Annotated in this window: 18 protein-coding genes; 2 read left to right on the forward strand and 16 right to left on the reverse strand. The window is 71.0% G+C overall.

From position 1 onward, the window contains the following. Positions 1–40 precede the first annotated feature (40 nt). The 4 genes from B072_RS0118325 to proB all read right to left on the reverse strand — a co-directional run bounded on the left by B072_RS0118325 (position 41) and on the right by proB (position 3,964). Complete coding sequence (locus B072_RS0118325; RefSeq protein WP_078506479.1) at positions 41–655, reverse strand: hypothetical protein; 615 nt, start codon at positions 653–655, stop codon at positions 41–43. A 40-nt stretch (positions 656–695) separates the two neighbouring features. After that, positions 696–1,985, reverse strand: a complete 1,290-nt coding sequence (locus B072_RS0118330; RefSeq protein ID WP_018531419.1) for a glutamate-5-semialdehyde dehydrogenase — start codon at positions 1,983–1,985, stop codon at positions 696–698. 154 nt (positions 1,986–2,139) lie between these two features. Further along, the gene (locus tag B072_RS0118335) at positions 2,140–2,631 is read right to left on the reverse strand and encodes a hypothetical protein (RefSeq protein ID WP_026245993.1); all 492 of its coding nucleotides are present in this window, start codon (positions 2,629–2,631) and stop codon (positions 2,140–2,142) included. A gap of 196 nt (positions 2,632–2,827) precedes the next feature. Next, the gene (gene proB / locus B072_RS0118340; RefSeq protein ID WP_199791058.1) at positions 2,828–3,964 is read right to left on the reverse strand and encodes a glutamate 5-kinase; all 1,137 of its coding nucleotides are present in this window, start codon (positions 3,962–3,964) and stop codon (positions 2,828–2,830) included. A 304-nt stretch (positions 3,965–4,268) separates the two neighbouring features. Between proB and B072_RS0118345 the strand changes: the two genes are divergently transcribed. Then, positions 4,269–6,368: a hypothetical protein gene (locus B072_RS0118345; protein ID WP_018531422.1), complete on the forward strand. Its 2,100-nt coding sequence runs from the start codon at positions 4,269–4,271 to the stop codon at positions 6,366–6,368. 66 nt (positions 6,369–6,434) lie between these two features. Here B072_RS0118345 and obgE read toward each other — a convergent pair whose 3' ends face one another. From obgE to B072_RS0118380, 7 genes are all read right to left on the reverse strand, one after another. Beyond that, positions 6,435–7,883, reverse strand: coding sequence for a GTPase ObgE (gene obgE, locus B072_RS0118350; RefSeq protein ID WP_018531423.1), 1,449 nt, complete (start codon positions 7,881–7,883; stop codon positions 6,435–6,437). A 150-nt stretch (positions 7,884–8,033) separates the two neighbouring features. Further along, complete coding sequence (gene rpmA, locus B072_RS0118355) at positions 8,034–8,291, reverse strand: 50S ribosomal protein L27 (protein WP_026245994.1); 258 nt, start codon at positions 8,289–8,291, stop codon at positions 8,034–8,036. 16 nt (positions 8,292–8,307) lie between these two features. Continuing rightward, positions 8,308–8,628 carry a 50S ribosomal protein L21 gene (rplU, locus tag B072_RS0118360; RefSeq protein WP_018531425.1) on the reverse strand — a complete coding sequence of 107 codons (321 nt, stop codon included), beginning with the start codon at positions 8,626–8,628 and terminating at the stop codon, positions 8,308–8,310. Positions 8,629–8,834: 206 nt separating this feature from the next. Continuing rightward, positions 8,835–10,160: a phospholipase D-like domain-containing protein gene (locus B072_RS0118365; protein WP_018531426.1), complete on the reverse strand. Its 1,326-nt coding sequence runs from the start codon at positions 10,158–10,160 to the stop codon at positions 8,835–8,837. A 238-nt stretch (positions 10,161–10,398) separates the two neighbouring features. Continuing rightward, positions 10,399–14,406, reverse strand: coding sequence for an Rne/Rng family ribonuclease (locus tag B072_RS0118370; protein WP_018531427.1), 4,008 nt, complete (start codon positions 14,404–14,406; stop codon positions 10,399–10,401). Positions 14,407–14,661: 255 nt separating this feature from the next. Next, the gene (locus tag B072_RS0118375; protein ID WP_018531428.1) at positions 14,662–15,465 is read right to left on the reverse strand and encodes a TIGR03936 family radical SAM-associated protein; all 804 of its coding nucleotides are present in this window, start codon (positions 15,463–15,465) and stop codon (positions 14,662–14,664) included. 46 nt (positions 15,466–15,511) lie between these two features. Further along, positions 15,512–16,714, reverse strand: a complete 1,203-nt coding sequence (locus B072_RS0118380; RefSeq protein ID WP_026245995.1) for a hypothetical protein — start codon at positions 16,712–16,714, stop codon at positions 15,512–15,514. A gap of 86 nt (positions 16,715–16,800) precedes the next feature. Between B072_RS0118380 and B072_RS0118385 the strand changes: the two genes are divergently transcribed. Next, positions 16,801–17,388, forward strand: coding sequence for a TerD family protein (locus tag B072_RS0118385; RefSeq protein ID WP_018531430.1), 588 nt, complete (start codon positions 16,801–16,803; stop codon positions 17,386–17,388). Positions 17,389–17,525: 137 nt separating this feature from the next. Here the strand turns inward: B072_RS0118385 and B072_RS0118390 are convergent, their stop codons facing one another. From B072_RS0118390 to mreD, 5 genes are all read right to left on the reverse strand, one after another. Beyond that, a complete protein-coding gene (locus B072_RS0118390; RefSeq protein WP_043244222.1) occupies positions 17,526–19,478 on the reverse strand; it encodes a TIGR03960 family B12-binding radical SAM protein in 1,953 nt (650 codons plus the stop codon). A 41-nt stretch (positions 19,479–19,519) separates the two neighbouring features. After that, positions 19,520–21,046 carry a CYTH and CHAD domain-containing protein gene (locus tag B072_RS0118395; RefSeq protein ID WP_018531432.1) on the reverse strand — a complete coding sequence of 509 codons (1,527 nt, stop codon included), beginning with the start codon at positions 21,044–21,046 and terminating at the stop codon, positions 19,520–19,522. 426 nt (positions 21,047–21,472) lie between these two features. Then, positions 21,473–22,618, reverse strand: a complete 1,146-nt coding sequence (gene rodA / locus B072_RS0118400; protein WP_086020373.1) for a rod shape-determining protein RodA — start codon at positions 22,616–22,618, stop codon at positions 21,473–21,475. A gap of 62 nt (positions 22,619–22,680) precedes the next feature. Beyond that, positions 22,681–24,861, reverse strand: a complete 2,181-nt coding sequence (gene mrdA, locus B072_RS0118405) for a penicillin-binding protein 2 (protein WP_018531434.1) — start codon at positions 24,859–24,861, stop codon at positions 22,681–22,683. A 98-nt stretch (positions 24,862–24,959) separates the two neighbouring features. Further along, positions 24,960–25,634, reverse strand: coding sequence for a rod shape-determining protein MreD (gene mreD / locus B072_RS0118410; protein WP_018531435.1), 675 nt, complete (start codon positions 25,632–25,634; stop codon positions 24,960–24,962). Between the last annotated feature and the right edge of the window lie 10 nt (positions 25,635–25,644).

Genomic DNA, 25,644 nt, shown 5'->3' on the forward strand with positions numbered 1-25,644 from the left:
CAACTTCTTACAGGCCCTCAGGAGGCCGCTGACGGCGTGCTCAGGGCGTCCGGGGAACCGCGGACACCGCGGGCCGGGAATAGTCGGCGGAGGCGGAGGGACCCGGGAGGCTCTTCTCCAGTTCCGTCGTCGCGGGCGGCGGCACCCGGTCGTCCTGGCGGCCCGCGGACGCGCCGCGGTAGACGGCCGTGAAGGCGAGGGCGACCATGCCGACGCCCATGAGCAGGGCGAGTGCCCAGGCGACGGGCCTGCGCCAGCGGATCCGGGCGGGGAAGGCGCCGGTCCTGCCGTCCCGGTCGAACTCGTCGTCGTAGAGATCGTCGAGTTCGCGCCCGAAGTCGCCGGCGTCGTCGTGGCCGTATCCCTCGGGGTCGGCGTCCTCGTAGAAGTCGTCGTCGGCGCCGCGGCGTATGCGCGCCCTGCGGGCCTCGGCCTCCTGGGCCTCGGCACGGGCCTGCGCCGCGGCGAGCAGGCGCTCGACCGCGGTGGGCTCATGGACCTCGGCAGACTTCACGAAGTCCTCGTCGAAGACCACGGAGGCGAACTCTTCGTCCCAGCCCCCGCGGTCGTGGTCGTCGTCGGGCTCCCCGCCGTCCGGGAACGGCGTGCCCCCCACGTCCTCCGGCACCTGTCCAGAGTAGACCTGAGGGGTCAATTTGGGCAGACGGTAAGGGAATTCACCGCACAAGACGTGACTAACGCGTGTGGCCGTCGCCCGTGACGATGTACTTGGTGCTCGTCAGTTCGGGCAGGCCCATCGGGCCGCGGGCGTGCAGCTTCTGCGTGGAGATGCCGATCTCGGCGCCGAAGCCGAACTGGCCGCCGTCGGTGAACCGCGTCGAGGCGTTCACGGCGACGGTCGTGGAGTCGACGAGCTGGGTGAAGCGGCGGGCCGCCTGCTGGGAGGTGGTGACGATGGCCTCGGTGTGGCCCGACGACCACAGCCGGATGTGCTCGACGGCCTTGTCGAGGTCGTCGACGACGGCGGCCGCGATGTCGTACGAGAGGTACTCGGTCTCCCAGTCCTCCGCCGTGGCCTCGACGACGGTGGCCTTGCTCTGCCCCGCGTACGCGAGGATCCGCGGGTCCGCGTGGACGGTGACGCCCGCCTCGGCGAGCGCGTCGAGGGCGCGCGGCACGAACGCGTCGGCGATGTCCTGGTGGACCAGGAGCGTCTCGGCGGCGTTGCAGACGGAGGGGCGCTGGGCCTTGGAGTTGATCAGGATGTCGACGGCCATGTCGAGGTCGGTCTGCGCGTCGACGTAGACGTGGCAGTTGCCGGTGCCGGTCTCGATGACGGGCACGATCGAGTTCTCGACGACGTTCTTGATGAGCGACGCGCCGCCGCGCGGGATCAGTACGTCGACCAGGCCGCGGGCGCGCATCAGCTCGGTCACCGAGTCGCGGCTCTCGCCGGGCACGAGCTGGATCGCGTCGGCGGGCAGTCCCGCGCCGCCGACGGCGTCGCGCAGCACCTTCACCAGGGCGGTGTTCGAGTGGTACGCGGAGGAGCTGCCGCGCAGCAGGACGGCGTTGCCCGACTTGAGGCAGAGCGCGGCCGCGTCGACCGTCACGTTCGGCCGGGCCTCGTAGATGATGCCGACGACACCGAGGGGGACGCGGATCTGGCGCAGGTCGATGCCGTTGGGCAGCGTCGAGCCGCGGACGACCTCGCCGACCGGGTCGGGCAGGGCGATGACGTCGCGCACGTCGGAGGCGATGGCGCGGATCCGCTCCGCGGTGAGCGTGAGGCGGTCGATGATGGCCTCGCTGGTGCCGGTCTCGCGGGCACGGGCGACGTCCTTGGTGTTGGCCTCGATGATCTCGGCCGTACGGACTTCGAGGGCGTCGGCGATCGCGGCCAGGACGTCGTCCTTGTCGGCGCGCGGCAGCGGAGCGATCTCGTTGGCCGCGGACCTGGCGCGGTAGGCGGCCTGGGTCACGGGAGGCAGCGAGTCGTACGGGTTGAGCGAAAGCGAGGTCATGCTCCGCAGGGTAGCGGGGGTTCGGCGCGGGTTCACCGGGGGTTTCGGGGGGTGAGACATGGCCGAAAACGGTTCGTTCGTGAGGGGTTCTGTTTCGATCCCGATCGACGGTTGTCCATGGCTGGTCGCGCAGTTCCCCGCGCCCCTTACGGGGCTAGAACGGATGAACGCCCACCGGGGTCGCCGGCAGCGGGCCGTAGCCCTCGGCGATCCTGTGGTGGTAGGTCTGGCGGTCGATGACCTCGAGGCCGACGATCTCCCAGGGCGGGAGCTGGGAGGTCTGACGGTGTTCGCCCCACAGGCGCAGGGCGACGGCCGCCGCGTCGTGCAGGTCGCGGGCCTCTTCCCAGTAGCGGATCTCGGCGTGGTCCACGGCGTAGCGGCTGGTCAGCAGAAAAGGGTGGTCGTGGGCGAGCTGTTCGAGGCCCCGGCGGACTTCCGCGAGGGGTGCCTCGGCGCCGGAAACGCTGAGCGTGATGTGCCACAGGCGGGGGCCGGTCTCGGCGTCCCCCGCGGGCTCCCCGGTGGCGTCGGCGACGTCTGCGGTCCGCTCCTCGTACGCGTCCCCCGCGGCCACACTCGTCAGTGCCCGCTCCGCCGACCCTCGGGACCCTGCAGATCCAGCCCCCGGGCGCGCTCGTCTCACGACGGCCTCCTTTGCGCAATGGACGTGATGGTCGTGATGGTCGTGATGGTCGTACGGAACTTCCCCGAGTGAAACTCTCCGCATCAAGAGTTGAGCAGGACACGAGGCTTCGTGGGGTGCTTTTGGGGAAGGTCCCCCACGGGTGGCAGGCTTTCGGCCTTTTGCACAGGCGGTTTCCAAGGTGGCCGATGGGGTTTCAAGCCCGGAGGAGGACCAGGTCGTCCCTGTGTACGACTTCCCTCTCGTAGGCCGGACCGAGGTCGCGGGCGAGCTCCCGTGTTGAACGGCCGATCAGCTGCGGGATCTCCTTCGCGTCGAAGTTGACCAGGCCACGGGCGACGGCCACGCCGCTCTCGTCGCGCAGTTCGACGGGGTCGCCCGCGCTGAACTCGCCCTCCACGGCCGCGATCCCGGCGGGCAGCAGCGACTTGCGCCGCTCGACCACGGCCCGGACGGCGCCGTCGTCGAGGGTGATCGCGCCCTGCGGGGTCGAGGCGTGCTGGAGCCACAGCAGGCGGTCGGCGCTGCGCCGCCCGGTGCGGTGGAAGTACGTGCCGGTGTCGCGGGCGGCGAGGGCGTCGGCGGCGTACGAGGCGGAGGTCAGCACGACGGGGATGCCGGCCGCCGCGGCGATCGAGGCGGCCTCGACCTTGGTGACCATGCCGCCCGTGCCGACGCCCGCCTTCCCGGCGGAGCCGATCTTGACGTGCGCTATGTCGGCGGGGCCGCGCACCTCGGCGATGCGGGAGGTGCCGGGCTCGGCCGGGTTGCCGTCGTACAGGCCGTCCACGTCGGACAGCAGGACGAGGAGGTCCGCGTGGACGAGGTGGGCGACGAGGGCGGCGAGCCGGTCGTTGTCGCCGAAGCGGATCTCGTCGGTGGCGACGGTGTCGTTCTCGTTGACGACCGGGAGGGCGCCCATCGCGAGGAGCTGGTCGAGGGTGCGCGAGGCGTTGCGGTGGTGGGCGCGGCGGGCCATGTCGTCGCTGGTGAGCAGGACCTGGCCGACGCGGACGCCGTAGCGCGCGAAGGAGGCGGTGTAGCGGGCGACGAGGAGGCCCTGGCCGACGCTCGCGGCGGCCTGCTGGCGGGCGAGGTCCTTGGGCCGGCGGGTCAGGCCGAGCGGCGCGAGTCCGGCGGCGATGGCGCCGGAGGAGACCAGGACGATCTCCTTCGCTCCCCCGCCGCGGTGCTTGGCGAGGACGTCGACGAGGGCGTCGACGCGGTCCGCGTCCAGGCCCCCCGCGGCCGTGGTGAGCGAGGAGGATCCGACCTTGACGACGATGCGGCGCGCGTCCGCCACGCCCTGCCGCGCTGTTGCTGCCCCTGACATGCGTCGCAATCTACGTGACGTGACCGAGCGAACGCTCTCGGGTTTCGAAGGGCGGACACCCGGCGAGCACCGTACGGACACCCCACGAACATCCCACGGGCACCCCTGTGGACAACCTGTCGGGCGGACGGGAATTTGGTCCCACGAGTTCCGTGCCTTTTGCCCCTGTATGCCGTGATTGATATCACCGAGGATTGCTACGGGACCGGTGAAAGTCATACGGTCAGTGGTCAGCCTTTTCACCGAGGTGGACCAGCCCCCCACGGTCCCACTCGACCTCCTATCCCTGCCAGGAGCCCAGCCCGTGCCCTCCGCCGGACTTGCCCCCCGCCGCGTCGTACAGCTCTCCGCGCTGTTCGCGATGTTCGCGCTCTATGTGGCCCAGCTCGTGAGCGCGCTCGTTCCGTACGTCCCGGTGTTCGTCGCAGCGAGCGCCGCGGGCCTCGCCCTCGACACATACCTGCAGTACCGACAGCCCGGCCTGCTGTCGCTGCTCGGCAAGATCCGCTTCGACGTCACCGTGCGGCAGTTGCTGCGCGACATGCTGATCTTCGTCGGCCTGCTGCGCATCGACGGCATCAACCCGCTCGGGGAGCAGGCGCCGCTGCTGATCATGTTGCTCGTCGTGTACGTGCTGCACTTCGGCTGCCAGGCCGCCGCGGTCCTGGTGCGCCGCACCCGTATGCTGCCGATCGTCACGCGCAACATCGACTCCACCCCGCTGCGCCTGTCCGCGGCCCCGCCGCGCATCCTGGCCCGCCGCTCCAGCCACCGCATGCTGGCCTTCTCGATCCCGGCCACCGCCGGCCTGCTGGCCACGGCCGCGACGACCGACGCGCTGTGGGGCGGCATCGGCATCGGCGTCTCGATCGTCCTGTTCGGCGGCGGCGCCGCGTACCTGGCCACCTGGCTGCTGCCCAAGAAGCGCCCGCTGAACGACCAGCAGGTCATCGAGTGGCTGGACCAGTGGCTGGCCGACTACCGGCCGACCGTGGCCATGTACTTCTCGGGCGGCACGACCTCCGCGTACCAGGCGAACATGTGGCTCTCCACGCTCGCCGACGTGGACGGCAAGCCGCTGATCGTGCTGCGTGAGCGCTTCATGGTGAACAAGATCGACGCCACCGACGTGCCGATCATCTGCTTCCCCAAGGTCGCCACGATGTTCTCGCTGGAGAACTCGACGCTGAAGATGATGCTGCACCCGGCGAACGCCGCGAAGACGTCGCAGGTGCTGCGCATCCCGACGATCAAGCACGCCTTCATCAACCACGGCGAGTCCGACAAGCTGAGCTCCTGCAACCCGTACGCGAAGGCGTACGACGAGGTGTGGGTGGCGGGCCCCGCGGCCCGCGACCGCTACCAGCTGGCCGACGTCGGCGTCGAGGACAAGGACGTCGTCGAGGTGGGCCGCCCGCAGCTCTCCCCGATCACGGTCGGCACGGGCCCCGCCGAGGGCGCGTACACGACGGTCCTCTACGCCCCCACCTGGGAGGGCTGGGACGGCAACCCGGGCAACACCTCGGTGATCCTGGCCGGCGAGAACATCGTCCGGCACCTGCTCGCCGACGACAAGGTCCGCCTGATCTACAAGCCGCACCCCATGACGGGTTCGCAGGTCCCCGCCGCGGGCGAGGCCAACAAGCGCATCATGGCGATGATCCGCGAGGCCAACACCCACCGCTCCGGCGCCCGCCCGGGCCCGGAGGCCGCCGACCGGCTGACCCGCGCCGCGGCCGCCCTCGACCGGCTGACCTCCACCTCGTTCCGCACCAGCGCGGACGAGATGGAGAAGATGCTGCTCCAGGGCAAGCCCGACGGCGGCCGTGCCGCTGCCGTGGCCGAGGCGATCACCGCCTGGGAAGAGGCCTACTGGGCGTCGTTCCCGGAGTGGGAGCACCTCATCGTCACCGAGGCCCGCCCGGCGATCTTCACCTGCTTCAACCAGGCCGACGTCCTGATCTCGGACGTCTCCTCGGTCGTCTCCGACTGGCTGAGCAGCGAGAAGCCGTACGCCGTCGCCAACACCTCGGGGCTGTCCGAGACGGACTTCCGCACCGGCTTCCCGACGGTGAGCGCCGCGACGATCCTCACCCCGAAGGCGAAGGGCGTGCCTGCCCTTCTCGCGGCCGTTCGCGGCGAGAAGGAGGACGAGCACGCCGAGGCCCGTCTGGAGCTCAAGGAGCACCTCCTGGGCCCCTCGGACCCGCCGTCCATGGACCGCTTCAACGGCGCGGTGCGCGCCCTGTGCGACCGTGCCGACGAGCGCCGCGTCCGGATGGCCGCGCGCGGCGAGACGGAGATCCCGACGCAGCGCGAGGACTCCGTGGAGGAGCAGGTGGCCGAGGTCGTCGAGTCGGACGGCACCGACACGGCCGAGTCCGAGGACACGGTCACGGCGTAACCACCGCAGTCAGGACATGGCGAAGGGCCCGGGAGATTCCTCCCGGGCCCTTTTCCATGACTACGGCTAGAAGGGCCTGAAGTCGTCGAACTCCTGCTGCGCCTCGTCGCGCGCGGCCTGCCGGTCGCGACGACGCTGCTCGGCGGGGCGCGGAGCCTCCATGCGGTGGTCCTCGCCACGGCGGCCGAGCATCTCGGCACCCGCCATCATGGTGGGCTCCCAGTCGAAGACGACCGCGTTGTCCTCGGGGCCGATCGCGACGCCGTCGCCGCTGCGGGCGCCGGCCTTCATCAGCTCCTCCTCCACACCGAGGCGGCTGAGGCGGTCGGCCAGGTAACCCACGGCCTCGTCGTTGCTGAAGTCGGTCTGCCGCACCCAGCGCTCCGGCTTCTCGCCGCGCACCCGGAAGAGGGGCTCGCCCTCGGCGTCCTCGCGTACGACGGTGAAGCCCGCGTCGTCGACGGCCTTCGGGCGGATGACGATCCGGGTCGACTCCTCCTTGGGCTGCGCGGCACGGTGGTCGGCCACCAGCTGGGCGAGCGCGAAGGAGAGCTCCTTGAGGCCCTTGTGGGCGACGGCGGAGACCTCGAAGACGCGGTAGCCGCGCTCCTCCAGGTCGGGCCGGACCATCTCGGCGAGGTCCTGGCCGTCGGGCACGTCGATCTTGTTGAGGACGACGAGCCGCGGCCGGTTCTCCAGGCCCGCGCCGTACTCCCGCAGCTCCGCCTCGATGACGTCGAGGTCGGAGACCGGGTCACGGTCGGACTCCAGGGTCGCCGTGTCGAGCACGTGGACGAGCACGCTGCACCGCTCGACGTGGCGCAGGAACTCCAGGCCGAGGCCCTTGCCCTGGCTCGCGCCCGGGATCAGGCCCGGCACGTCGGCGATGGTGTAGACGGTCGCGCCCGCGGTGACGACGCCCAGGTTCGGGACCAGCGTCGTGAACGGGTAGTCGGCGATCTTCGGCTTGGCGGCGCTGAGCACGGAGATCAGCGAGGACTTGCCGGCGCTCGGGTAGCCGACCAGCGCCACGTCGGCGACGGTCTTCAGCTCCAGGACGACGTCGCGCAGGTCGCCGGGGACGCCGAGCAGCGCGAAGCCGGGGGCCTTGCGGCGGGCCGAGGCGAGGGCCGCGTTGCCGAGGCCGCCGCGGCCGCCCTGGGCGGCGATGAAGGTGGTGCCCTCGCCGACCAGGTCGGCGAGCACGTTGCCCTGCTTGTCGAGGACGACCGTGCCGTCGGGGACCGGCAGGACCAGGTCCTGGCCGTCCTTGCCGGAACGGTTGTCGCCCGCGCCGGGGGCGCCGTTGGTGGCCTTGCGGTGCGGGCTGTGGTGGTAGTCGAGGAGCGTCGTCACCGACTGGTCGACGACCAGGATGACGTCGCCGCCACGGCCGCCGTTGCCACCGTCCGGGCCGCCGAGCGGCTTGAACTTCTCACGGTGGACGGAGGCACAGCCGTGGCCCCCGCTACCCGCGGCGACATGCAGTTCGACGCGGTCCACGAAGGTGGTCATGGTTCAGTGCCTCCAGATACAGCAGTACGTCAGCAGCTGTACGTCAGCTACGTACAGGAATGTCTTTACTTCAACACGCGAAAGGCGGACCCGCTTCCCCGGAAGGGAAGTGAGGTCCGCCTCGCGAAAAACTACCGGTCAGGCTGCCTTTCAGGCGGCGACCGGAACGATGTTCACGACCTTGCGGCCACGGTGGGTACCGAACTCCACCGCACCGGCGTCGAGCGCGAACAGCGTGTCGTCCTTGCCACGACCCACACCGTTGCCCGGGTGGAAGTGGGTGCCGCGCTGGCGGACCAGGATCTCACCGGCGTTCACGGTCTGACCGCCGAAGCGCTTCACACCGAGCCGCTGAGCATTGGAATCGCGCCCGTTCCGAGTGGACGATGCGCCCTTCTTGTGTGCCATGTCTCAGTCCCTACCCTTACTTCGCAGCCGCGGGGATCTCAGTGACCTTGATCGCCGTGTACTGCTGGCGGTGGCCCTGACGACGGCGGTAGCCGGTCTTGTTCTTGTAGCGAAGGATGTCGATCTTCGCGCCCTTGTGGTGGTCCACGATCTCGGCCTGGACCTTGATGCCGGCAAGGACCCACGGGTCACTCGTCACGGCGTCGCCGTCGACAACGAGCAGCGTAGAGAGCTCTACGGTGTCGCCGACCTTGGCGGTGGGAAGCTTGTCAACCTCAACGATGTCGCCGACAGCAACCTTGTGCTGGCGACCACCGCTGCGCACGATGGCGTACACGCGGATCTCTCTTTCGCTCGGAACGGAACCCCCGCAGTCCAGCCGCGCGAGGCGGCCTCTCCGGAATCCCGGCATCTCTGCCGAGAAATCGGAGGAAGAAGGTTTACGGGAGTGAGGCGCGTCGATGGACACGCCGACGGTCAAGGTTACGGGGCACCCCTCAGAAGGGTCAAACCGGCCCCCTGACCGCCGTCCGGCCGACCCGCTCAGGTGGTCTTGCCCTCACCGTCCTGCGGGAGCGTGCTGACGCCCTTGCACAGGTTGGTGTTGTCGTTCGTCCCCGGGTACGCGACGTTCCACACGTTCGTGAAGTGCGTGCGGTACGTGTCGTGCACCGAGTCGTCGTCGATCTTGACGTACGCCTCGTCGTTCTCGCGCAGCGCCGGGTTCGAGGCGTTCTGCGAGCCGGTGAACGTGATCTTGTTCCGGGAGCCGTCGTACATGCCGTCGATCAGCACGTACTTGGTGTGGATGATGAACGGCGTGCCGAGCTTGGTGCCGGGGTTCAGCGGGTCCCGGTCGTCGTTGTAGCAGCGCCGGGGCGGGGCGCCGCTGGCGTGCATCGACTTCCAGGTGCCGCTGTCGGACGTCGCGTACTCGATGGAGACGGTGCAGCCGGCCTTCTTCAGCGAGACCAGCTTGTCGGCGATGGCCTGCCGGGTGATCTGGAAGATCGCGGCCCGCACGACGGTGTGCTTCGTCGTGCCCGCGGAGTCCTTGTAGGTGCAGGAGACGTTGTTGAGGACCGAGTACAGCGTGTCCGTGGCGTTGGTGGTGCCGGCCCGCGGGAAGAAGTACGCCTTGTAGCGGCCGTTGCTGACCGTCCGGTAGTCCCAGTTCTGCCAGACCTTCGCGGCCATGTCGTCGAAGTAGTCGGCGTACGCGCCGTACAGGACCGGGTTGTTGGGCAGCTGGAGCGCCTCGTTGAAGAACCGCGTGCTCGCCGACGGCGTCGAGTTCGAGGTGGTCTGCACGACGACGTTCGTGGCGCCCTCGACGGCCGAGAACAGCCAGAACTTGTTGTGCATGATCGACTTGCCGAACTTGGGGTCACCCAGGCAGGACTTGTCCTTCGGGCACAGCGTCACGAAGGACTGCGCGGTGATGCTGGTGCCGAACGCCGCCTTCAGCTGCCCGTAGATCGGGTTCGTGGGGCGGTCGTTGACGCTGGACGAGTCCATCACGATCTGTACGTGCACGCCGCGGGCCTTGGCCCGGATCAGCGCGTCCGAGATCGTCTGCTCCCAGACGTGGTAGACCGCGATCTTGATGTACGAGCCGGGCAGCGCGGCGTCCGTCAGCTCGACGAGCCGGGTGCGGATCGCGTACTGCTCCTGCGTCGTGCCCAGCGGGTCGTTGAAGATCGGCCCCTCGGTCCAGGTCCGCGTGTCGGCCGACGCGGTGTCCACCGCGATGCCCGCCTGCACGCCCGCCGCCGAGAGCACGGTGGCGATCGCCACCGCCTGCCGGCCGCCCTTGACCGGCTTCACGGCACGGTGTCGGCCCGTGCCTCTGAGACGCACGTGCGCCATCGAAATCCCTCCCCTGGGCAACAGGTGCGGCGTCTCCCCAACGAACACCCCTGCCCTGCATTCACTTGTACGGCCCCATGAGTTTTACAGGTAGTACACCGTGATCCAAGAGGCGGGGGGCGAATTACGTGCGTTTCGCCGCCCCGCGATGTTCCTCACAGCGCAGTTGTTCCACCCGGCGCATGCGACGGCGTCCCCGTCACGGCCGTCAGCCGTGACGGGGACGCCGTCGGTGTGCTCAGGCCTCGTCGGCCGCCGCCGTGACGGACGGCAGCGACTGCTGCTCGGCCGCCGCGGTCTTCTTCGCGGTCGTCTTCTTGGCGGCGGTCTTGGTCGCCGCCTTCTTGGCCGTCGTCTTCTTCGCCGTGGTCGTCTTCTTGGCCGCGGTCTTCTTGGTGGCCGCCTTCTTCGCCGTCGCCTTCTTGGCCGTCTTACGGGCCGTCTTCTTGGCGACGGGCGCCTCCTCGGCGTCCTCGGCACCCTCCGCCCGGGGAGCGTCCTCCGTGGCCGACGGGACGACCAGGACGGCCGCCTCCTCGGTCGCGGTCGGGGCCGTGGCCTTGCGGACGGCGCGACGGCGCGGGCGGGCCGGGGCCGAAGCCTCGGTCTCCTGCACCGTCTCCTCGGCGGGCTTGGGCTCCTCGGCCTTCGGCTCGGCGGCCTTGGGCTCCGGCTCCACGACGGTCACCGCGGCGGCCTCCTCGGAGGACGCCTTCGGGGAACCGGCGGGGGCGCTCGCCTTACGGGTGGCACGACGACGCGTCCGCGGCGCGGGGGCCTCGGCGGCAGCCTGCTCCTGCACGGGCGCGGCGGCCTCCTGCGGCTTCTCCGCCTCGACGACCGGCGCGGCCTCGACCTCGGCCACCGGGGCGGCCTCGACGGTCTCCGCCTTCTCGGCCTTGCCGCTCCTCCTGTCGGCCTTCTCGGCCTTCGGGGCACCGGCCGGGGCCGACGCACGGCGCGTGGCGCGACGGCGCGAGCGGCCACGCCCGGCCGCGGCCTCCGCCTCGGCGGGGCTGGAGTACAGCTCCTCGTCCGGGACGAACTCCGGCTCGGGCAGCGCCACGGGGGCGGCGGCCTCCGCGGCGACCTCGGCCTCGGTCTCGGCCGAGTCCGACGACTGCGTGTCCTCGTGCTCGTGCGTGTCGTGCTGGTGGTCCGCGCCGTTGCCGCCGCGGCCGCGCTTCTTGCGCTTGCCACCGCCACCGCTGGACGAGGCCTGCTCCATGTGGACGATGACGCCGCGGCCGTTGCAGTGCACGCAGGTCTCGGAGAAGGACTCCAGGAGGCCCTGGCCGACGCGCTTACGGGTCATCTGGACCAGGCCCAGCGAGGTGACCTCGGCGACCTGGTGCTTCGTACGGTCCCGGCCCAGGCACTCGAGCAGACGCCGCAGGACCAGGTCCCGGTTCGACTCCAGGACCATGTCGATGAAGTCGATGACGACGATGCCGCCGAGGTCACGCAGGCGCAGCTGGCGCACGATCTCCTCGGCCGCTTCGAGGTTGTTCCTCGTCACGGTCTCTTCGAGGTTGCCGCCCTGGCCGGTGAACTTACCGGTGTTGACGTCGACCACGATCATGGCCTCGGTCTTGTCGATCACGAGGGAGCCGCCGGAGGGCAGCCACACCTTGCGGTCGAGCGCCTTGGCGAGCTGCTCGTCGATCCGGTACGTCGCGAAGACGTCGACCTCGGACGTCCACCTGGACAGCCGGTCGGACAGGTCGGGGGCGACGTGGTTGACGTAGCCGTGGATGGTGTCCCACGCCTCGTCACCGCTGACGATGACCTTGGAGAAGTCCTCGTTGAAGATGTCGCGCACGACACGGACGGTCATGTCCGGCTCGCCGTACAGCAGGCTCGGCGACGACGTCGAGATCTGCTTGGACTTCTTCTGGATGTCCTCCCACTGGGCCTGCAGACGCTCGACGTCGCGGCGCAGCTCGTCCTCGCTCGCGCCCTCGGCGGCGGTGCGCACGATGACGCCCGCGTCCTCGGGGACGATCTTCTTGAGGATGGTCTTCAGACGCGCGCGCTCGGTGTCGGGCAGCTTGCGGCTGATGCCGGTCATCGAGCCCTCGGGCACGTAGACCAGGTAGCGGCCGGGCAGCGAGACCTGGCTGGTCAGGCGGGCGCCCTTGTGGCCGATCGGGTCCTTGGTGACCTGGACGAGCACGGACTGGCCGGACTTGAGGGCGGTCTCGATGCGGCGCGGCCCGTTGGCCATGCCGAGCGCCTCGAAGTTGACCTCACCGGCGTACAGCACCGCGTTGCGGCCCTTGCCGATGTCGATGAAGGCGGCCTCCATCGACGGCAGCACGTTCTGGACCTTGCCCAGGTACACGTTGCCGACGTACGAGGTCGACTGCTCCTTGTTGACGTAGTGCTCGACGAGGATGTTGTCCTCGAGCACGCCGATCTGGGTGCGCTCGCCGTTCTGCCGGACGACCATCACGCGCTCGACGGCCTCGCGGCGCGCCAGGAACTCGGCCTCGGTGATGATCGGGACGCGGCGGCGGCCCTGCTCACGGCCCTCGCGGCGGCGCTGCTTCTTCGCCTCCAGACGCGTGGAGCCCTTGATGGACTGCACCTCGTCCGAGGACGTCGAGCGCTCGGCCCTCTCTTCCTTCTTGCGCGGCTCGCGGACCTTGACGACGGTGCGCTCCGGGTCGTCCGTGGACGGCTCGGCGTCCGCGGGCGAGTCGCCGGAGCGACGGCGGCGGCGACGGCGGCGACGGCTGCTGCTCGATCCGCCGGAGGAGGACTCGGCCTGCGCGTCGTCCGCCTCGTCGTCGTCCGCGTCGTCGGCCTGCTCGTCGTCGGCGTCGGTGTCCTCGTCGGACGTGCCCTCGGCGTCGGTCTCCGCGTCGGCGGAGTCACCGCGGCGGCGGCGACGGCCCCCGCGACGGCGGCGGCGGGCCGGGCGGTCGCCCTGCTCGTCGTGGTCGTCGTGCTCCTGCTCGTCCTGGTCGTCGGCCTCGGCCTCGGCCTGCTCCTCCGCGACCGGCTCGGCGGCCGGCTCGGCGACGGGCTCAGGCTCGGCCGGGCGCTCGTCGGCGGCGCGGCGACGACGGCGACGGCGCGGCGTCTGCTCCTCCTCGGCGACGACCGCGGCGGGCTCGGGCTGGGGCTCGGGCTCGACGCTCTTCTCCTCGGCGGCCTCGGCCGCGGCAGCGGCGGCGGCGCGCTCCGGCGTCTGGAACATCGGCTCGGTGAAGACCGGCGCCTGGAACACGGCGACGGACGGCCGCTTCGGACGGCCACCGCTCTCGCCGTCCCCGCTGCTGCCGTTGCTCCCGGAGTCGCGCTTGGACTGCTTCGGCTGCTTCGGCTCGGCGAAGCCACCGGCGGCCTTGCGGGTGGCACGACGGCGGGAACGGCGCGGGCCGCCGTCCTCGGCGGACTCGGCCTGCTCCTCGGCGACCGGCTCGGCCGTCGCGGTCGGCTCGGCCTGCTTCTGCTGCTCCTGCGCGGGCGCCTCGGGCTCGGCCTCCGGCGCGGCGACGGCGCGCGTGGCACGGCGACGGCGGCGCGGCGCGGCGTCCTCGGCCGGGGCCTGCGCGGCCGGCTCGGCGGCGGACGTCTCGGGCTGCGGCTCCTCGGCGGCCGGGGCCTCGGCGACGGGCGCGGTCTCGGCGGTGGGAGCCGACACGGTCCGGGTGGCGCGGCGACGGCGGCGCGGCGGCGCGGCGTCCTCGGCGGCGGGCTCCTCCGCGACGGCCTGCGGCGCTTCGGCGGCGGGCGCGCTCTCGGCGGCCGGGGCCTCGGCGACGGGTGCTTCGGCGGTGGGCGCGGACACGGTCCGGGTCGCGCGGCGACGGCGGCGCGGCGCGGCGGCCTCGGCCGGCGCCTCTTCGGCGGCGGGCTCGGCGACCGGTGCCACGGTCTGGTCCGGGGCGCTCTCGGCCACGACGGTCTCGGCCTGCGCGTCGGCGCCGGTCGGCGTACCGGCGGGCGCGGAGGCGCGGCGGGTCGCACGGCGGCGCGGGCGGGCGGCGGGCGCCTCCTGCGGCGCCTCGGCGGCCGGGGCCTCGGCGGTCTCGGTGGCCTCGGTGGCCTCTTCTGCGGTGTCGAGTTCTTCCTCGGCGTCCGCGGCGGTGGCCGGTATGGCCGGCGCGGCCTGCTCGGCGGCGGCGGCCTGCGGCGGGCCCGCGGGTCGCGACGCGGCCCGGCGCCGACGGCGCGGGGGCAGGGTGTCGCTCGGGCTGCTCAGCTCGGAGGCGGTGGGTTCGATCGGCTCGGGCATGCGGGTGGATCTCCCGTCAGGCCCCCGGGCGCCGCGCCTGATCCATGACCGGTGACGTCCGCGGCCCGCGCGCTCCGTGAGAACGATGCGCGGGTACCGCCGGTCCGGGGCGCGGGCGCCGCACGGGGGCTCTTCTGTCTGTTCTCGCCGGTTCCGGTACGCCTTGTACGTACGGCCTGGCGAAAGTCCTTGGGTGGGTGCGCTGCCCGACCCAGGTGGCTCCCGAGTCCGAGGGCGGCGCGACGGCGACCGTCCTTACGCGGAACCTTCCACGGCAGGCACCGTCGCGGCGGCAGATCCCGCGGCCTCCGTTGAGGGGGCGGACTGGACTGCCTCGCGGTCGGGCGCGAGCGGGTCGGTCACCGTGCCGGTCTCTTCATCGAAAGGCCCCTGCGCCAGCCTGGTCACCGCTGCGGGGACCGGCGGCGCCAGGTCGGCCACGGCGCGGAGACCGGACAGGACGTCGTCGGGTCGAACGGCAGGCGTCACGTGCCGAACAACCAGGCGCAGTATCGCACAGGCCTTGTCGCCGGGCCTATCAGCCGGAACATCCGAGGCCGAAGCCGCGTCCTGTGCCGCCAGGGAGACCACGGCCTCGCGGGCGTCGAACGTCCGCATGCCGTTCTTGGTGCGGCGCTGGACCTCGACGGCCTCGGCGGCGCGGAACACGTCCGCGGCGCGCGCGGCCTCCTCGACCGTCACGCCGTCCAGGCGCAGCTCCCACACGGAGGCGGTGAGCCGGTCGGCGAGGCCCGAGGTACGGGCCTCCACGGCGTCGACGATGTCGAGGCCCACGGGCATCGACTCGTCGAGCAGCACACGGAGCTTCTCGGGGTCGCGCGGCGCGGTGAGCGCGATCTCCAGGTACTCGGCCTCACTGCCCGTGCCGGTGGGTGCGGCATTGGCGTACGACACCTTGGGGTGCGGCGTGAACCCCGCCGAGTACGCCATGGGCACCTCGGCGCGGCGCAGCGCACGCTCGAAGGCGCGCTGGAAGTCACGGTGGCTGGTGAACCGGAGGCGGCCGCGCTTGGTGTAGCGCAGTCGGATGCGCTGCACCGCGGGTGCGGGCGGCGGGCCTACGGGCTGTCGCTTGCCCAGTGTCCTAATCCTTAATGAATGCGGTCTGCGTAGGTGCGGTCGTACTGCTACCAAGAGTACGTCCCTGCGCGCCCTCCGGTTCCCGCACCTCCCTGACCAGCGGTTCCGGCTGCCTGTCCGGGCCGAACAGCGCGCGCCGCACGTCGGCGCGGGCCTGCCGGACACTGGCGCGGGCCGCGCCGAGCGCCTGCCGCACACCGCGCCCGACCTCCCGGGCCGCCCGCGCGAAGGGCCGCCACACCTGGTCCCGTACGACGTGCCCGATCGGCGTGAGCACACTGCGGTACGCCCAGCGCACCGGTTCCACGAAGGTCCAGCGCAGCAGCTTGCCGAGGAACCGCCCGACGGCGAGCGACACGTACCCGGCGACCCGCCAGGCGACCCCGAGCGCCTCCCCGATCTCCCGTACGAGGACGACGAGGGCCCGGCCGACGGGCACGAGGACCCAGCGCCACAGGGCCAGCACGGGGAGCACGAGGATCCACCGGACGAGTGCCGCGACGGCCCGGCCGACGGGGGTGAGCACATACGCGTACAGCCACCCCGCGAACGGCACGACCACGTACCGCCACAGCGCCGCCCACGGCCACACGAACAACGCCATGGCGACCCACCGCAGGCCGATCCCGATGCCCGTGACCAACAGGGTGATCGCGTGTCCGAGCGGCGTGAGGACATGGGCGTACAGCCACACCGCGGGCACGACCAGCAACACCCGCCCCAGCCAGGCGAGTCCACGGCCGAGGGGCACGGCGACGTAGCACCACAGCGCGACCCACGGCCACACGAACAGCGCCATGCCGATCCACCGCAGCACCGCTCCGGCGCCCCGCGCGAGCCAGGCGATCGCGTGCCCGAGCGGCGTGAGGACATGCGCGTACAGCCACACCGCGGGCACGACCACCAACACCCGCCCCAGCCAGCCGAGTCCACGGCCGAGGGGCACGGCGACATACCGCCACAGCGCCACGAACGGCCACCCGAACACGGCGAACAGCACCCACCCGACGGCGCGGGCCAGCGGCACGAGCGCCTTCTCGTACAGGAAGCGGCCGCCCGTGACGAACGCGTCCCACACGAGCCGCACCGGCACCACGACGACCAGTGCCACGATCCGCACCGGCATGCGGATCGCCGCCACCAGACAGCCTTCCGGGGCGGCGGGCGCCGGAGGCGGGGCGGGTTCGGGACGCTTCTCCAGATCCATGCAGTGTGAGACGCCGAAGAAGGGCTTCCGGATGCGGATCGGACGCCGATGCTTCACAAAGCAACCGTCCCAGGCAGAATCTGCGCATGATTACGCTTACGAAGGAAGACGGCCCCGCGGATCTCGACGGTGTCACCCACCTCTCCATCGGGGTCTCCTGGGACCCGACCGCCGGCAGCAGCGGCGGTGTGCTCGGCGCGCTGCGCCGCAAGCAGGGCACCGACCTGGACCTCATCGCGATAGCCATCTCGGGCGCGGACCCGGTCCGCCTCGCGGGCCTCGACTCCCTGGACCCGCTGGGCAACGGGGCGATCCTGCACAGCGGCGACAACCAGACGGGCAAGGGCGACGGCGACGACGAGACCGTGACGGTCGAGTTCGCGAAGGTGCCGTCGCCGATCACGTCGATCGTGTTCATCGCGGCGGCCTACAAGAAGGGCAGCTCGTTCCAGAAGGCCCGCAACATCAGCTTCAAGGTGTACGACGCGACGGGCGGCAGCAGCCAGCAGGTCGCCGACATCTGGCCGAGCCTGCTCAGCGCGGACAACGGCTGCCTCGTGGCGAAGGCCATCCGGACCCCCGCGGGCGTCTGGAAGCTGGAGGTCATCAACGAGACCGGGAAGATCAAGCAGGGCGACGAGCGCGCCCTGATGCGCTTCGCCGTCAGCAAGTAGCCGGTCGGCCTCGGCGCGGCACGGAGCGGCGCGGCGCGGCGCGGCACGGCGCGGCACGGCACGGCACGGCGCGGCACGGAGCAACGAGGGGCGGCCGGATGCTCACCGGCCGCCCCTCGCTCATGTCTCGCCTGTCGCTACTTCACGACCGTCAGCGGCAGCAGCTTCTTGCCGGTCGGGCCGATCTGGATGCTCGTGTCCATCTGCGGGCAGACACCGCAGTCGAAGCAGGGCGTCCAGCGGCAGTCCTCGACCTCGGTCTCGTCGAGCGAGTCCTGCCAGTCGTCCCAGAGCCAGTCCTTGTCGAGACCGGAGTCCAGGTGGTCCCAGGGCAGGACCTCCTCGTACGTACGCTCACGCGTCGTGTACCAGTCGACGTCGACGCCGTACGCGGGCAGCGTCTTGGCGGCGCTCTCCATCCAGCGGTCGTAACTGAAGTGCTCACGCCAGCCGTCGAAGCGGCCGCCGTCCTCGTAGACGGCGCGGATGACGTCGCCGATGCGGCGGTCGCCGCGGGAGAGCAGGCCCTCGACGATGCCGGGCTTGCCGTCGTGGTAGCGGAAGCCGATGGAGCGGCCGTACTTCTTGTCGCCGCGGATCTTGTCGCGGAGCTTGGCGAGGCGGGCGTCCGTCTCCTCGGACGACAGCTGCGGGGCCCACTGGAAGGGCGTGTGCGGCTTGGGCACGAAGCCGCCGATGGAGACGGTGCAGCGGATGTCGTTGCCCGCGACCTCGCGGCCCTTGGCGATGACGTTCGCCGCCATGTCCGCGATCTGCAGGACGTCCTCGTCGGTCTCGGTGGGCAGGCCGAGCATGAAGTACAGCTTGACCTGGCGCCAGCCGTTTCCGTACGCGGTCGCGACGGTGCGGATCAGGTCCTCTTCGGAGACCATCTTGTTGATGACCTTGCGCATGCGCTCACTGCCGCCCTCGGGGGCGAAGGTGAGGCCGGAGCGGCGACCGTTCCTGGTCAGCTCGTTGGCCAGGTCGATGTTGAAGGCGTCCACGCGGGTCGACGGCAGCGAGAGGCCGATCTTGTCCTCGGTGTAGCGGTCGGCGAGGCCCTTGGCGATGTCGCCGATCTCCGAGTGGTCCGCGGACGAGAGGGAGAGGAGGCCCACCTCCTCGAAGCCCGTCGCCTTGAGGCCCTTGTCGACCATCTCGCCGATGCCGGTGATGCTTCGCTCCCGCACGGGGCGCGTGATCATGCCGGCCTGGCAGAAGCGGCAGCCGCGGGTGCAACCGCGGAAGATCTCGACGGACATGCGCTCGTGGACGGTCTCCGCGAGCGGCACGAGGGGCTGCTTCGGGTACGGCCACTCGTCGAGGTCCATGACGGTGTGCTTGGAGACCCGCCACGGGACGCCCGACTTGTTCGGGACCACACGGCCGATGCGGCCGTCGGGCAGGTACTCGACGTCGTAGAAGGCCGGGATGTACACGTTCCCGGTCTTCGCGAGGCGGAAGAGGACCTCCTCGCGGCCGCCGGGACGGCCCTCGGCCTTCCACGCGCGGATGATGTCGGTCATGTCGAGCACGGCCTGCTCGCCGTCGCCGATGACCGCGGCGTCGATGAAGTCGGCGATCGGCTCCGGGTTGAAGGCCGCGTGGCCGCCCGCGAGGACGATCGGGTCGTCCAGCGTGCGGTCCGCCGACTTCAGCGGGATGCCGGCCAGGTCGAGCGCGGCGAGCATGTTGGTGTAGCCGAGCTCGGTGGAGAACGACAGTCCGAAGACGTCGAAGGCCTTCACCGGGCGGTGCGAGTCGACCGTGAACTGAGGCACCTTGTGCTCGCGCATCAGCTCTTCGAGGTCCGGCCAGACGCTGTACGTACGCTCGGCGAGGACGCCGTCGCGCTCGTTCAGCACCTCGTAGAGGATCATGACGCCCTGATTGGGCAGCCCGACCTCGTACGCGTCCGGGTACATCAGCGCCCAGCGGACGTCGCAGGACTCCCACGGCTTGACCGTGGAGTTGAGCTCTCCGCCGACGTACTGGATCGGCTTCTGCACATGCGGGAGCAGCGCTTCGAGCTGCGGAAACACAGACTCGACCGCTTGGGGCGCCGCGGGGGCGGCTTCGGCAGGCATAACCGTGGACCTTTGTGAGCTGACAGGGGTGACCCTCAAGCCTAACCCGCCGAAAGGTCCGCCTCCGCCGCGCTCCGCCACACCTCCGGCAGCTCCCGCTCCCGGTCCGCGGCGGCCGCCTGTTCCTGTCCGTACAGAAGGCCCCAGGTGAAGGCGGTCTCCCCGGCGGCGTGCGCCTGGATCGCGAGGTGGCGCAGGGCCTCGCGGGCGACGACCGAGTCCTGGTGGTCGCCGAGCAGGGACTGCACCGCCTTCATCTCCTTGCCGAACTTCTTGGCCTGCTTGCCGAGCGCGGGCACGGCGGCCTCTCCGGCGTACCGGGCGCGCTTGGCGGCCTTGCGGGCCTCGTGCAACGCCAGGTCGCGGTCGGTGCCAGGCGCCAGCGACAGGGCGTGCTCGACGCGGGTCGCGAGGCGGGCCTGGTCCTTGAGGGCGGCTTTGACGAAGACGGGGGCGGCGGGTTTTCCGGCCCTCGGGGTGAGCGGCGGATCGGTGAGCAGCGCGTCCAGGGTCTCCAGGAGCGCCAGGTACCGCTTGCCGTCGAGCAGGGCGACGGTGTGGCGGCGCGAGCCGTGGCGCTGGGCCACCGCCCAGATCCGCAGGCGGCCGCGGACGGGCCCGAGCAGCAGGGTGCGCGGCAGGGCGTCGATGCGGGCGGTGAGCCGCTCGGTCAGCACCTCGCGGTCCCGGTCGATGCCGAGCTCGCCGCCGAGCCATTTCAGCTCCTCGGCGACCGGCGCGGTGACGGCGGGGTCGAGCAGCTTCTTGTACGTCTTGAAGGCGCTGCGCATCCGGCGGGCGGCGACCCGCATCTGGTGCACGGAGTCCGGCAGGTCGCGGCGGACGGCCGGGTCGAGCTCGACGAGGACGTCGCGCTGGGCGCGCAGGTGGGCCAGGACGTGGTCGCCCGCGGTGACGGGCGCCTCGGCGTCGGCCTTCTGTGCGCCCTCCCCCGCCCCGGTCTCGTCGAGGGCGCGGGCCAGCTTGGAGGTGGCCCCGGAGCGGTCGACGCCGGCCTTGCGCAGCCTCTTCTCGACCTTGCCGAGGAAGGCCGGGTCGCCGTCGTCGGCCAGCTCGACCTCGATCTCCGTCCAGGCGGCGCTGCCCTGCCCCCCGGGGCGTTCGGCGCGCACGGCGTCCACGCACACCTCGGCGAGCAGCTCGCCGTCGGCGCCGGTCAGGTGGGAGACGTCGCGGGACGACAACAGCCGCACGACGGGGACGAGTTCGGCGTCCCGGACGCGGGACCTGACGAGTCCGGCGAGCGCGCGCGGCACCTGTGCGGACAGGGGTGCCCGCACCTCGTCCCGTACGCCCTCGCTCAGCGCGACCGGCAATTTGAGGTGCCAGCCCGCGTCGTCGCCGCCGGTGCGCCGGCGCAGGGTGATCTTGTCGGCCGCGAGGCGTTGGTCCTCGGTGTCGTAGTACACGGCGTCGAGCTCCACGACGCCCTTCTCGATGACTGCCGCCACGCCGGGGACCTTCAGCAGGTCGGGCAGCTCGAAGTGCTCGTCGGGGGCGCCGGGAACCTCATATTTCCGCTCGATCTCGCGCTTTGTGTCCGCCATGACCTGAATCTAGACGTCAGCGGGTCGCCCGGAAAGGGGCGCGGGGCCGCAGAGAACACGCGGCGCTGCACCCATCAGCGGCTCCGCCGCGGAGCGCGCTGGGAACGCGGGCGAGGACGAGCCCCGTAAGGGGCGCGGGGAACTGCGCGCTCAGCCCCCACCGGGCGGTCAGCCGCGAACGGCGCCGAGGCGACCGCCCCCTGAAGCGCTCACCCAGCGCCGGGGTGCCGCCTTGCCCACCCTGCCGCCCAATGGGGTCTCCCCTGCTCGAGCGACGTTCGAGAGCTCGGGGGAAGGCAGATTGCCCAAGGCTGCGGCGACCGCCAAGGCGATGGGCGCAGCCCGAAACGGCGGGCGCAGCCCGAAACGGCGGGCGCAGCCAGGAGCGCGGGGCCCGCCCGGAGACCAGGTCGCCGAGCGGAGCGGTTACGCCGACATGGGGCGCTGCACTCTGATCGACTGAAGCAGTCCGATCGCCACCCACACCGCGAACATCGACGATCCGCCGTACGACACGAACGGCAGCGGCAGGCCCGCGACCGGCATGATGCCGAGCGTCATGCCGATGTTCTCGAAGGCCTGGAACGCGAACCACGCGATGATCCCGGCGGCGACGATCGTGCCGTACAGCTCCGACGTCTCCCGCGCGATCCGGCAGGCGCGCCACAGCACGACGCCGAGAAGCAGCAGGATCGCCCCGGCCCCGACGAACCCGAGCTCCTCCCCCGCCACCGTGAACACGAAGTCCGTCTGCTGCTCGGGCACGAACTGGCCGGTGGTCTGCGAGCCGTGGAACAGGCCCGCGCCGGACAGCCCGCCCGAACCGATCGCGATCCGCGCCTGGTTGGTGTTGTAGCCGACGCCGGCCGGGTCGAGCGCCGGGTTGGCGAAGGCGGCGAAGCGGGCGATCTGGTAGTCGTCGAGGACGCCGAGCTGCCACACCGCGACGGCGCCCGCCGCGCCGACGCCGATGAGCCCGAGCACCCAGCGGTTGGAGGCGCCGGAGGCGAGCAGCACACCGAGCACGATCATCACCATGACCATGACGGACCCGAGGTCCGGCATCAGCATGACGACCATCATGGGGACGGCGGCGAGCCCGAGGGCCTGGAGCACCGTGCGGTGGTCGGGGTGTTCGCGGTCGCCCGCGTCGACCCGCGCCGCGAGCAGCATCGCCATCCCCAGGATGATCGTGATCTTCACGAACTCCGAGGGCTGGAGCGAGAATCCGCCGCCGATGATGATCCACGCGTGCGCGCCGTTCACGGTCGCGCCGAGCGGGGTGAGGACCAGCAGCACCAGGAAGACCGAGATGCCGTACAGGATCGGGACGGCGGTGCGCAGCGTGCGGTGGCCGAGCCAGATCGTGCCGATCATCAGGGCGATGCCGATGCCCATGTTGAGCAGGTGGCGGAAGAGGAAGTAGTACGGGTCGCCCTGGTTCAGCTCGGTGCGGTTGCGCGTCGCCGAGAAGACGAGCGCGGAGCCGATCAGCGACAGCGCGATCGCCGACAGCAGGATGGGCCAGTCGAGCCGCCGCACCACCGAGTCGCGGGCCATGAGCCGGGACATGGCGGAGCGTTGCTGCGGCCCGTACCCGGAGACGGAGAAACCACTGGTGCTGCCTGCCACGGTCAGTCCCTCCTGCTGTACGTCGAGGCGGGCAGTCCGGCCGCCAGTTCCTGCTGCGCGGGCGGCTGCTGCTTGCTCGGGTCGTACGTCTCGATCGTCGGGGCGTCGATCGAGCCGTCCTTCTGGATCTTCGGCAGGGACTTCTCGGGCTGCGGCAGCAGCGCCTTCTTGAGGTCCTGCTTGCCACTGCCGTCGAGGCCGTAGATCGCGTCGTAGATCTTGCGGACGGCGGGTCCCGAGGCGCCGGAACCCGTACCGCCCTGGGAGATCGTCATCACGATCGAGTAGTCCTTGGTGTACGTCGCGAACCACGACGTCGTCTGCTTGCCGTAGACCTCGGCCGTACCGGTCTTGGCGTGCATCGGGATCTTGTCCTGGGGCCAGCCCTGGAAACGCCAGGCGGCCGTACCGCGGGTCGCCACTCCCGCCAGTGCTTGGTCTATCTCGTCGCGGGTCTTGCCCTTGAAGGGGAGCTTGGCGTTGACCTTCGGCTGGATCTCCTGGACCTGCTTGCCGTCGGCGCTGACGATGGCCTTGCCGACCTCGGGCTCGTGCAGGGTGCCGCCGTTGGAGATGGCCGCGTAGATCGACGCCATCTGGATCGGGGTGACGAGCGTGTCGCCCTGGCCGATGGAGTAGTTGACGGAGTCACCGGCGCGCATGAGGTTGCCTTCGAGGCAGTTCTCGTAGTTCAGCCGCTGGACGTAGTCGCCGTCCTTCTTGCCGGACTTGCACCAGGAGTCCTTGTTGGCCTTCCAGAACCGCTGCTTCCACTGGCGGTCGGGGACCCGGCCGGTGACCTCGTTGGGCAGGTCGACGCCGGTCTCCTTGCCGAGACCGAACTGGTGGGCCGTCTTGTAGAACCAGTCCTGGGTGTCCTTGTTGCCCTTGAGGCCGCCGTCCTTCTTCCACTCGTTGTGGGCGAGTCCGTAGAAGACGGTGTCGCAGGAGACCTCCAGGGCGCGGCCCAGGTTGATCGGGCCGAAGTTCTCCGACTCGAAGTTCTTGAAGACCTGGTTGCCGATGGAGTACGAGCTGGTGCAGGGGTAGCGCCCGTTGAACGGGTAGCCCGCGTTGACCGCGGCGGTCGTGGAGATGACCTTGAAGATCGAGCCCGGTGCGGCCTGGCCCTGGATGGCCCGGTTCAGCAGCGGGTAGTTGGAGTTCTTGCCCGTCAGCCGGGCGTAGTCCTTGCCGGAGATGCCGCCGACCCAGGCGTTCGGGTCGTAGGTGGGGTTGGACGCCATGGAGACGATGCGGCCGGTCTTGGCCTCCATCACCACGACGGCGCCGGAGTCGGCCTTGTAGTTGGTGCCGGTGTTCTTGTCGAACTCCTTGCGGGCGGCCTTCATCGCCGCCTGCAGCTCGTACTCGGCGACGCGCTGGACCCGTGCGTCTATCGACGTGACGACGTTCGCTCCCGGCTCGGCCTTGTCGCTGTCGGCGCGGCCGATGACGCGGCCGAGGTTGTCGACCTCGTAGCGGGTGACGCCGGCCTTGCCGCGCAGTTCCTTGTCGTACGTGCGCTCCAGACCGGAGCGGCCGACCTGGTCGGAGCGCAGGTACGGCGAGTCCGTGTCCTTCGCCTTCTCGATCTCGGCGTCGGTGACCGGGGAGAGATAGCCGAGGACCTGCGCGGTGTTCGCCTTGCCGGGGCTGGCGTAGCGGCGTACGGCGGTCGGCTCGGCGGTGATGCCGGGGAAGTCCTCGCCGCGCTCGCGGATCTGCAGCGCCTGCTTGGGGGTGGCCTCGTCGGTGATCGGGATCGGCTGGTACGGCGAGCCGTTCCAGCAGGGCTGCGGCGTCTTGGCGTCGCACAGCCGGACCTTCTCCTCGACCTCCTTGGGCTTCAGGCCGAGGACGCCCGCGAGCTTGGTGAGGACCCCCTTGCCGTCGTCCTCCATCTTCATGAGGTCGGTGCGGGAGGCGGAGACGACGAGCCGGGTCTCGTTGTCGGCGATCGGCACGCCCCGCGCGTCCAGGATCGAGCCGCGCACGGCGGGCGTGACGACCTGCTGGACGTGGTTGCCGGAGGCCTCCTTGGCGTACTCGTCGCCGTTGCGGATCTGGAGGTACCAGAGGCGGCCGCCGAGAGTGAGCAGGAGGGACAGGACGAGGATCTGGAGAATGACGAGGCGGATCTGGACGCGGGGGGTCCGGCCGGTCTCGGGGATATTGGTCACCTGTGCTGCTCCCCCTCAGTGCGTGTGCGAGTACGAGTGGTACGTGTACACGCCCAACCTGTGTGTGTGCGTGACCGGGTCGGTCAACTGCCGTGCGCTCACAGGCGCTTGACCCCCTTGATGCGTCCGGCGCGGGCGGCACGGGCCTTGACCGACTTCATCCGCAGGCCGCCGCGCTGGTTGCCGATGCGCAGGCCCGTACCGGCCGAGAGCCAGCCGGAGGAGACGTCGGTGGCCTTGCCGGAGCCGCCGCCGGCCTCGGCCAGCGGATCGTTCTCGGCGCGTCTGGCGAGCGCCATCACGCCGGGCACGACGAACGGCGCGAGCAGCAGGTCGTAGAGCGCGGCGGTGAAGAGCAGGCTGCCGAGGCCCACGTGGCGGGCCGCGGTGTCGCCGACGAGGGCGCCCACTCCCGCGTACAGGAGGGTCGTGCCGATGGCGGCGCCGACGACCACGACCATCGGGCCCGCGGCCGAACGCAGCTGCCCGTTCTCCGGCTTGGCCAGGCCCGCGAGGTAGCCGATGACGCACAGGACCAGGGCGTAGCGCCCGGCGGCGTGGTCGGCGGGCGGGGCCAGGTCGGCGAGCAGGCCCGCGCCGAAGCCGATGAGGGCGCCGCCCACGTGGCCGTAGACGAGGGCGAGGCCGAGGACGGTGAGGAGCAGCAGGTCCGGTACGGCGCCGGGGAGTTGGAGCCGGGCCAGGATGCAGACCTGGACGACGAGGGCGACGACGACGAGGGTCGTGGAGAGGAGGATCCGGTTGAAGCGCATGGTCAGCTCC

Source organism: Streptomyces sp. HmicA12 (assembly GCF_000373565.1).
Lineage (GTDB): Bacteria > Actinomycetota > Actinomycetes > Streptomycetales > Streptomycetaceae > Streptomyces.

Coding starts and splice junctions, on each gene's coding strand:
- B072_RS0118380 (WP_026245995.1), bottom strand. CDS start 16,714: ATGGATCTGGAGAAGCGTCCCGAACCCGCCCCGCCTCCGGCGCCCGCC.
- B072_RS0118370 (WP_018531427.1), bottom strand. CDS start 14,406: ATGCCCGAGCCGATCGAACCCACCGCCTCCGAGCTGAGCAGCCCGAGC.
- obgE (WP_018531423.1), bottom strand. CDS start 7,883: ATGACCACCTTCGTGGACCGCGTCGAACTGCATGTCGCCGCGGGTAGC.
- proB (WP_199791058.1), bottom strand. CDS start 3,964: ATGTCAGGGGCAGCAACAGCGCGGCAGGGCGTGGCGGACGCGCGCCGC.
- B072_RS0118365 (WP_018531426.1), bottom strand. CDS start 10,160: ATGGCGCACGTGCGTCTCAGAGGCACGGGCCGACACCGTGCCGTGAAG.
- B072_RS0118395 (WP_018531432.1), bottom strand. CDS start 21,046: ATGGCGGACACAAAGCGCGAGATCGAGCGGAAATATGAGGTTCCCGGC.
- B072_RS0118385 (WP_018531430.1), top strand. CDS start 16,801: ATGATTACGCTTACGAAGGAAGACGGCCCCGCGGATCTCGACGGTGTC.
- B072_RS0118330 (WP_018531419.1), bottom strand. CDS start 1,985: ATGACCTCGCTTTCGCTCAACCCGTACGACTCGCTGCCTCCCGTGACC.
- mreD (WP_018531435.1), bottom strand. CDS start 25,634: ATGCGCTTCAACCGGATCCTCCTCTCCACGACCCTCGTCGTCGTCGCC.
- B072_RS0118390 (WP_043244222.1), bottom strand. CDS start 19,478: ATGCCTGCCGAAGCCGCCCCCGCGGCGCCCCAAGCGGTCGAGTCTGTG.
- rodA (WP_086020373.1), bottom strand. CDS start 22,618: ATGTCCCGGCTCATGGCCCGCGACTCGGTGGTGCGGCGGCTCGACTGG.
- rpmA (WP_026245994.1), bottom strand. CDS start 8,291: ATGGCACACAAGAAGGGCGCATCGTCCACTCGGAACGGGCGCGATTCC.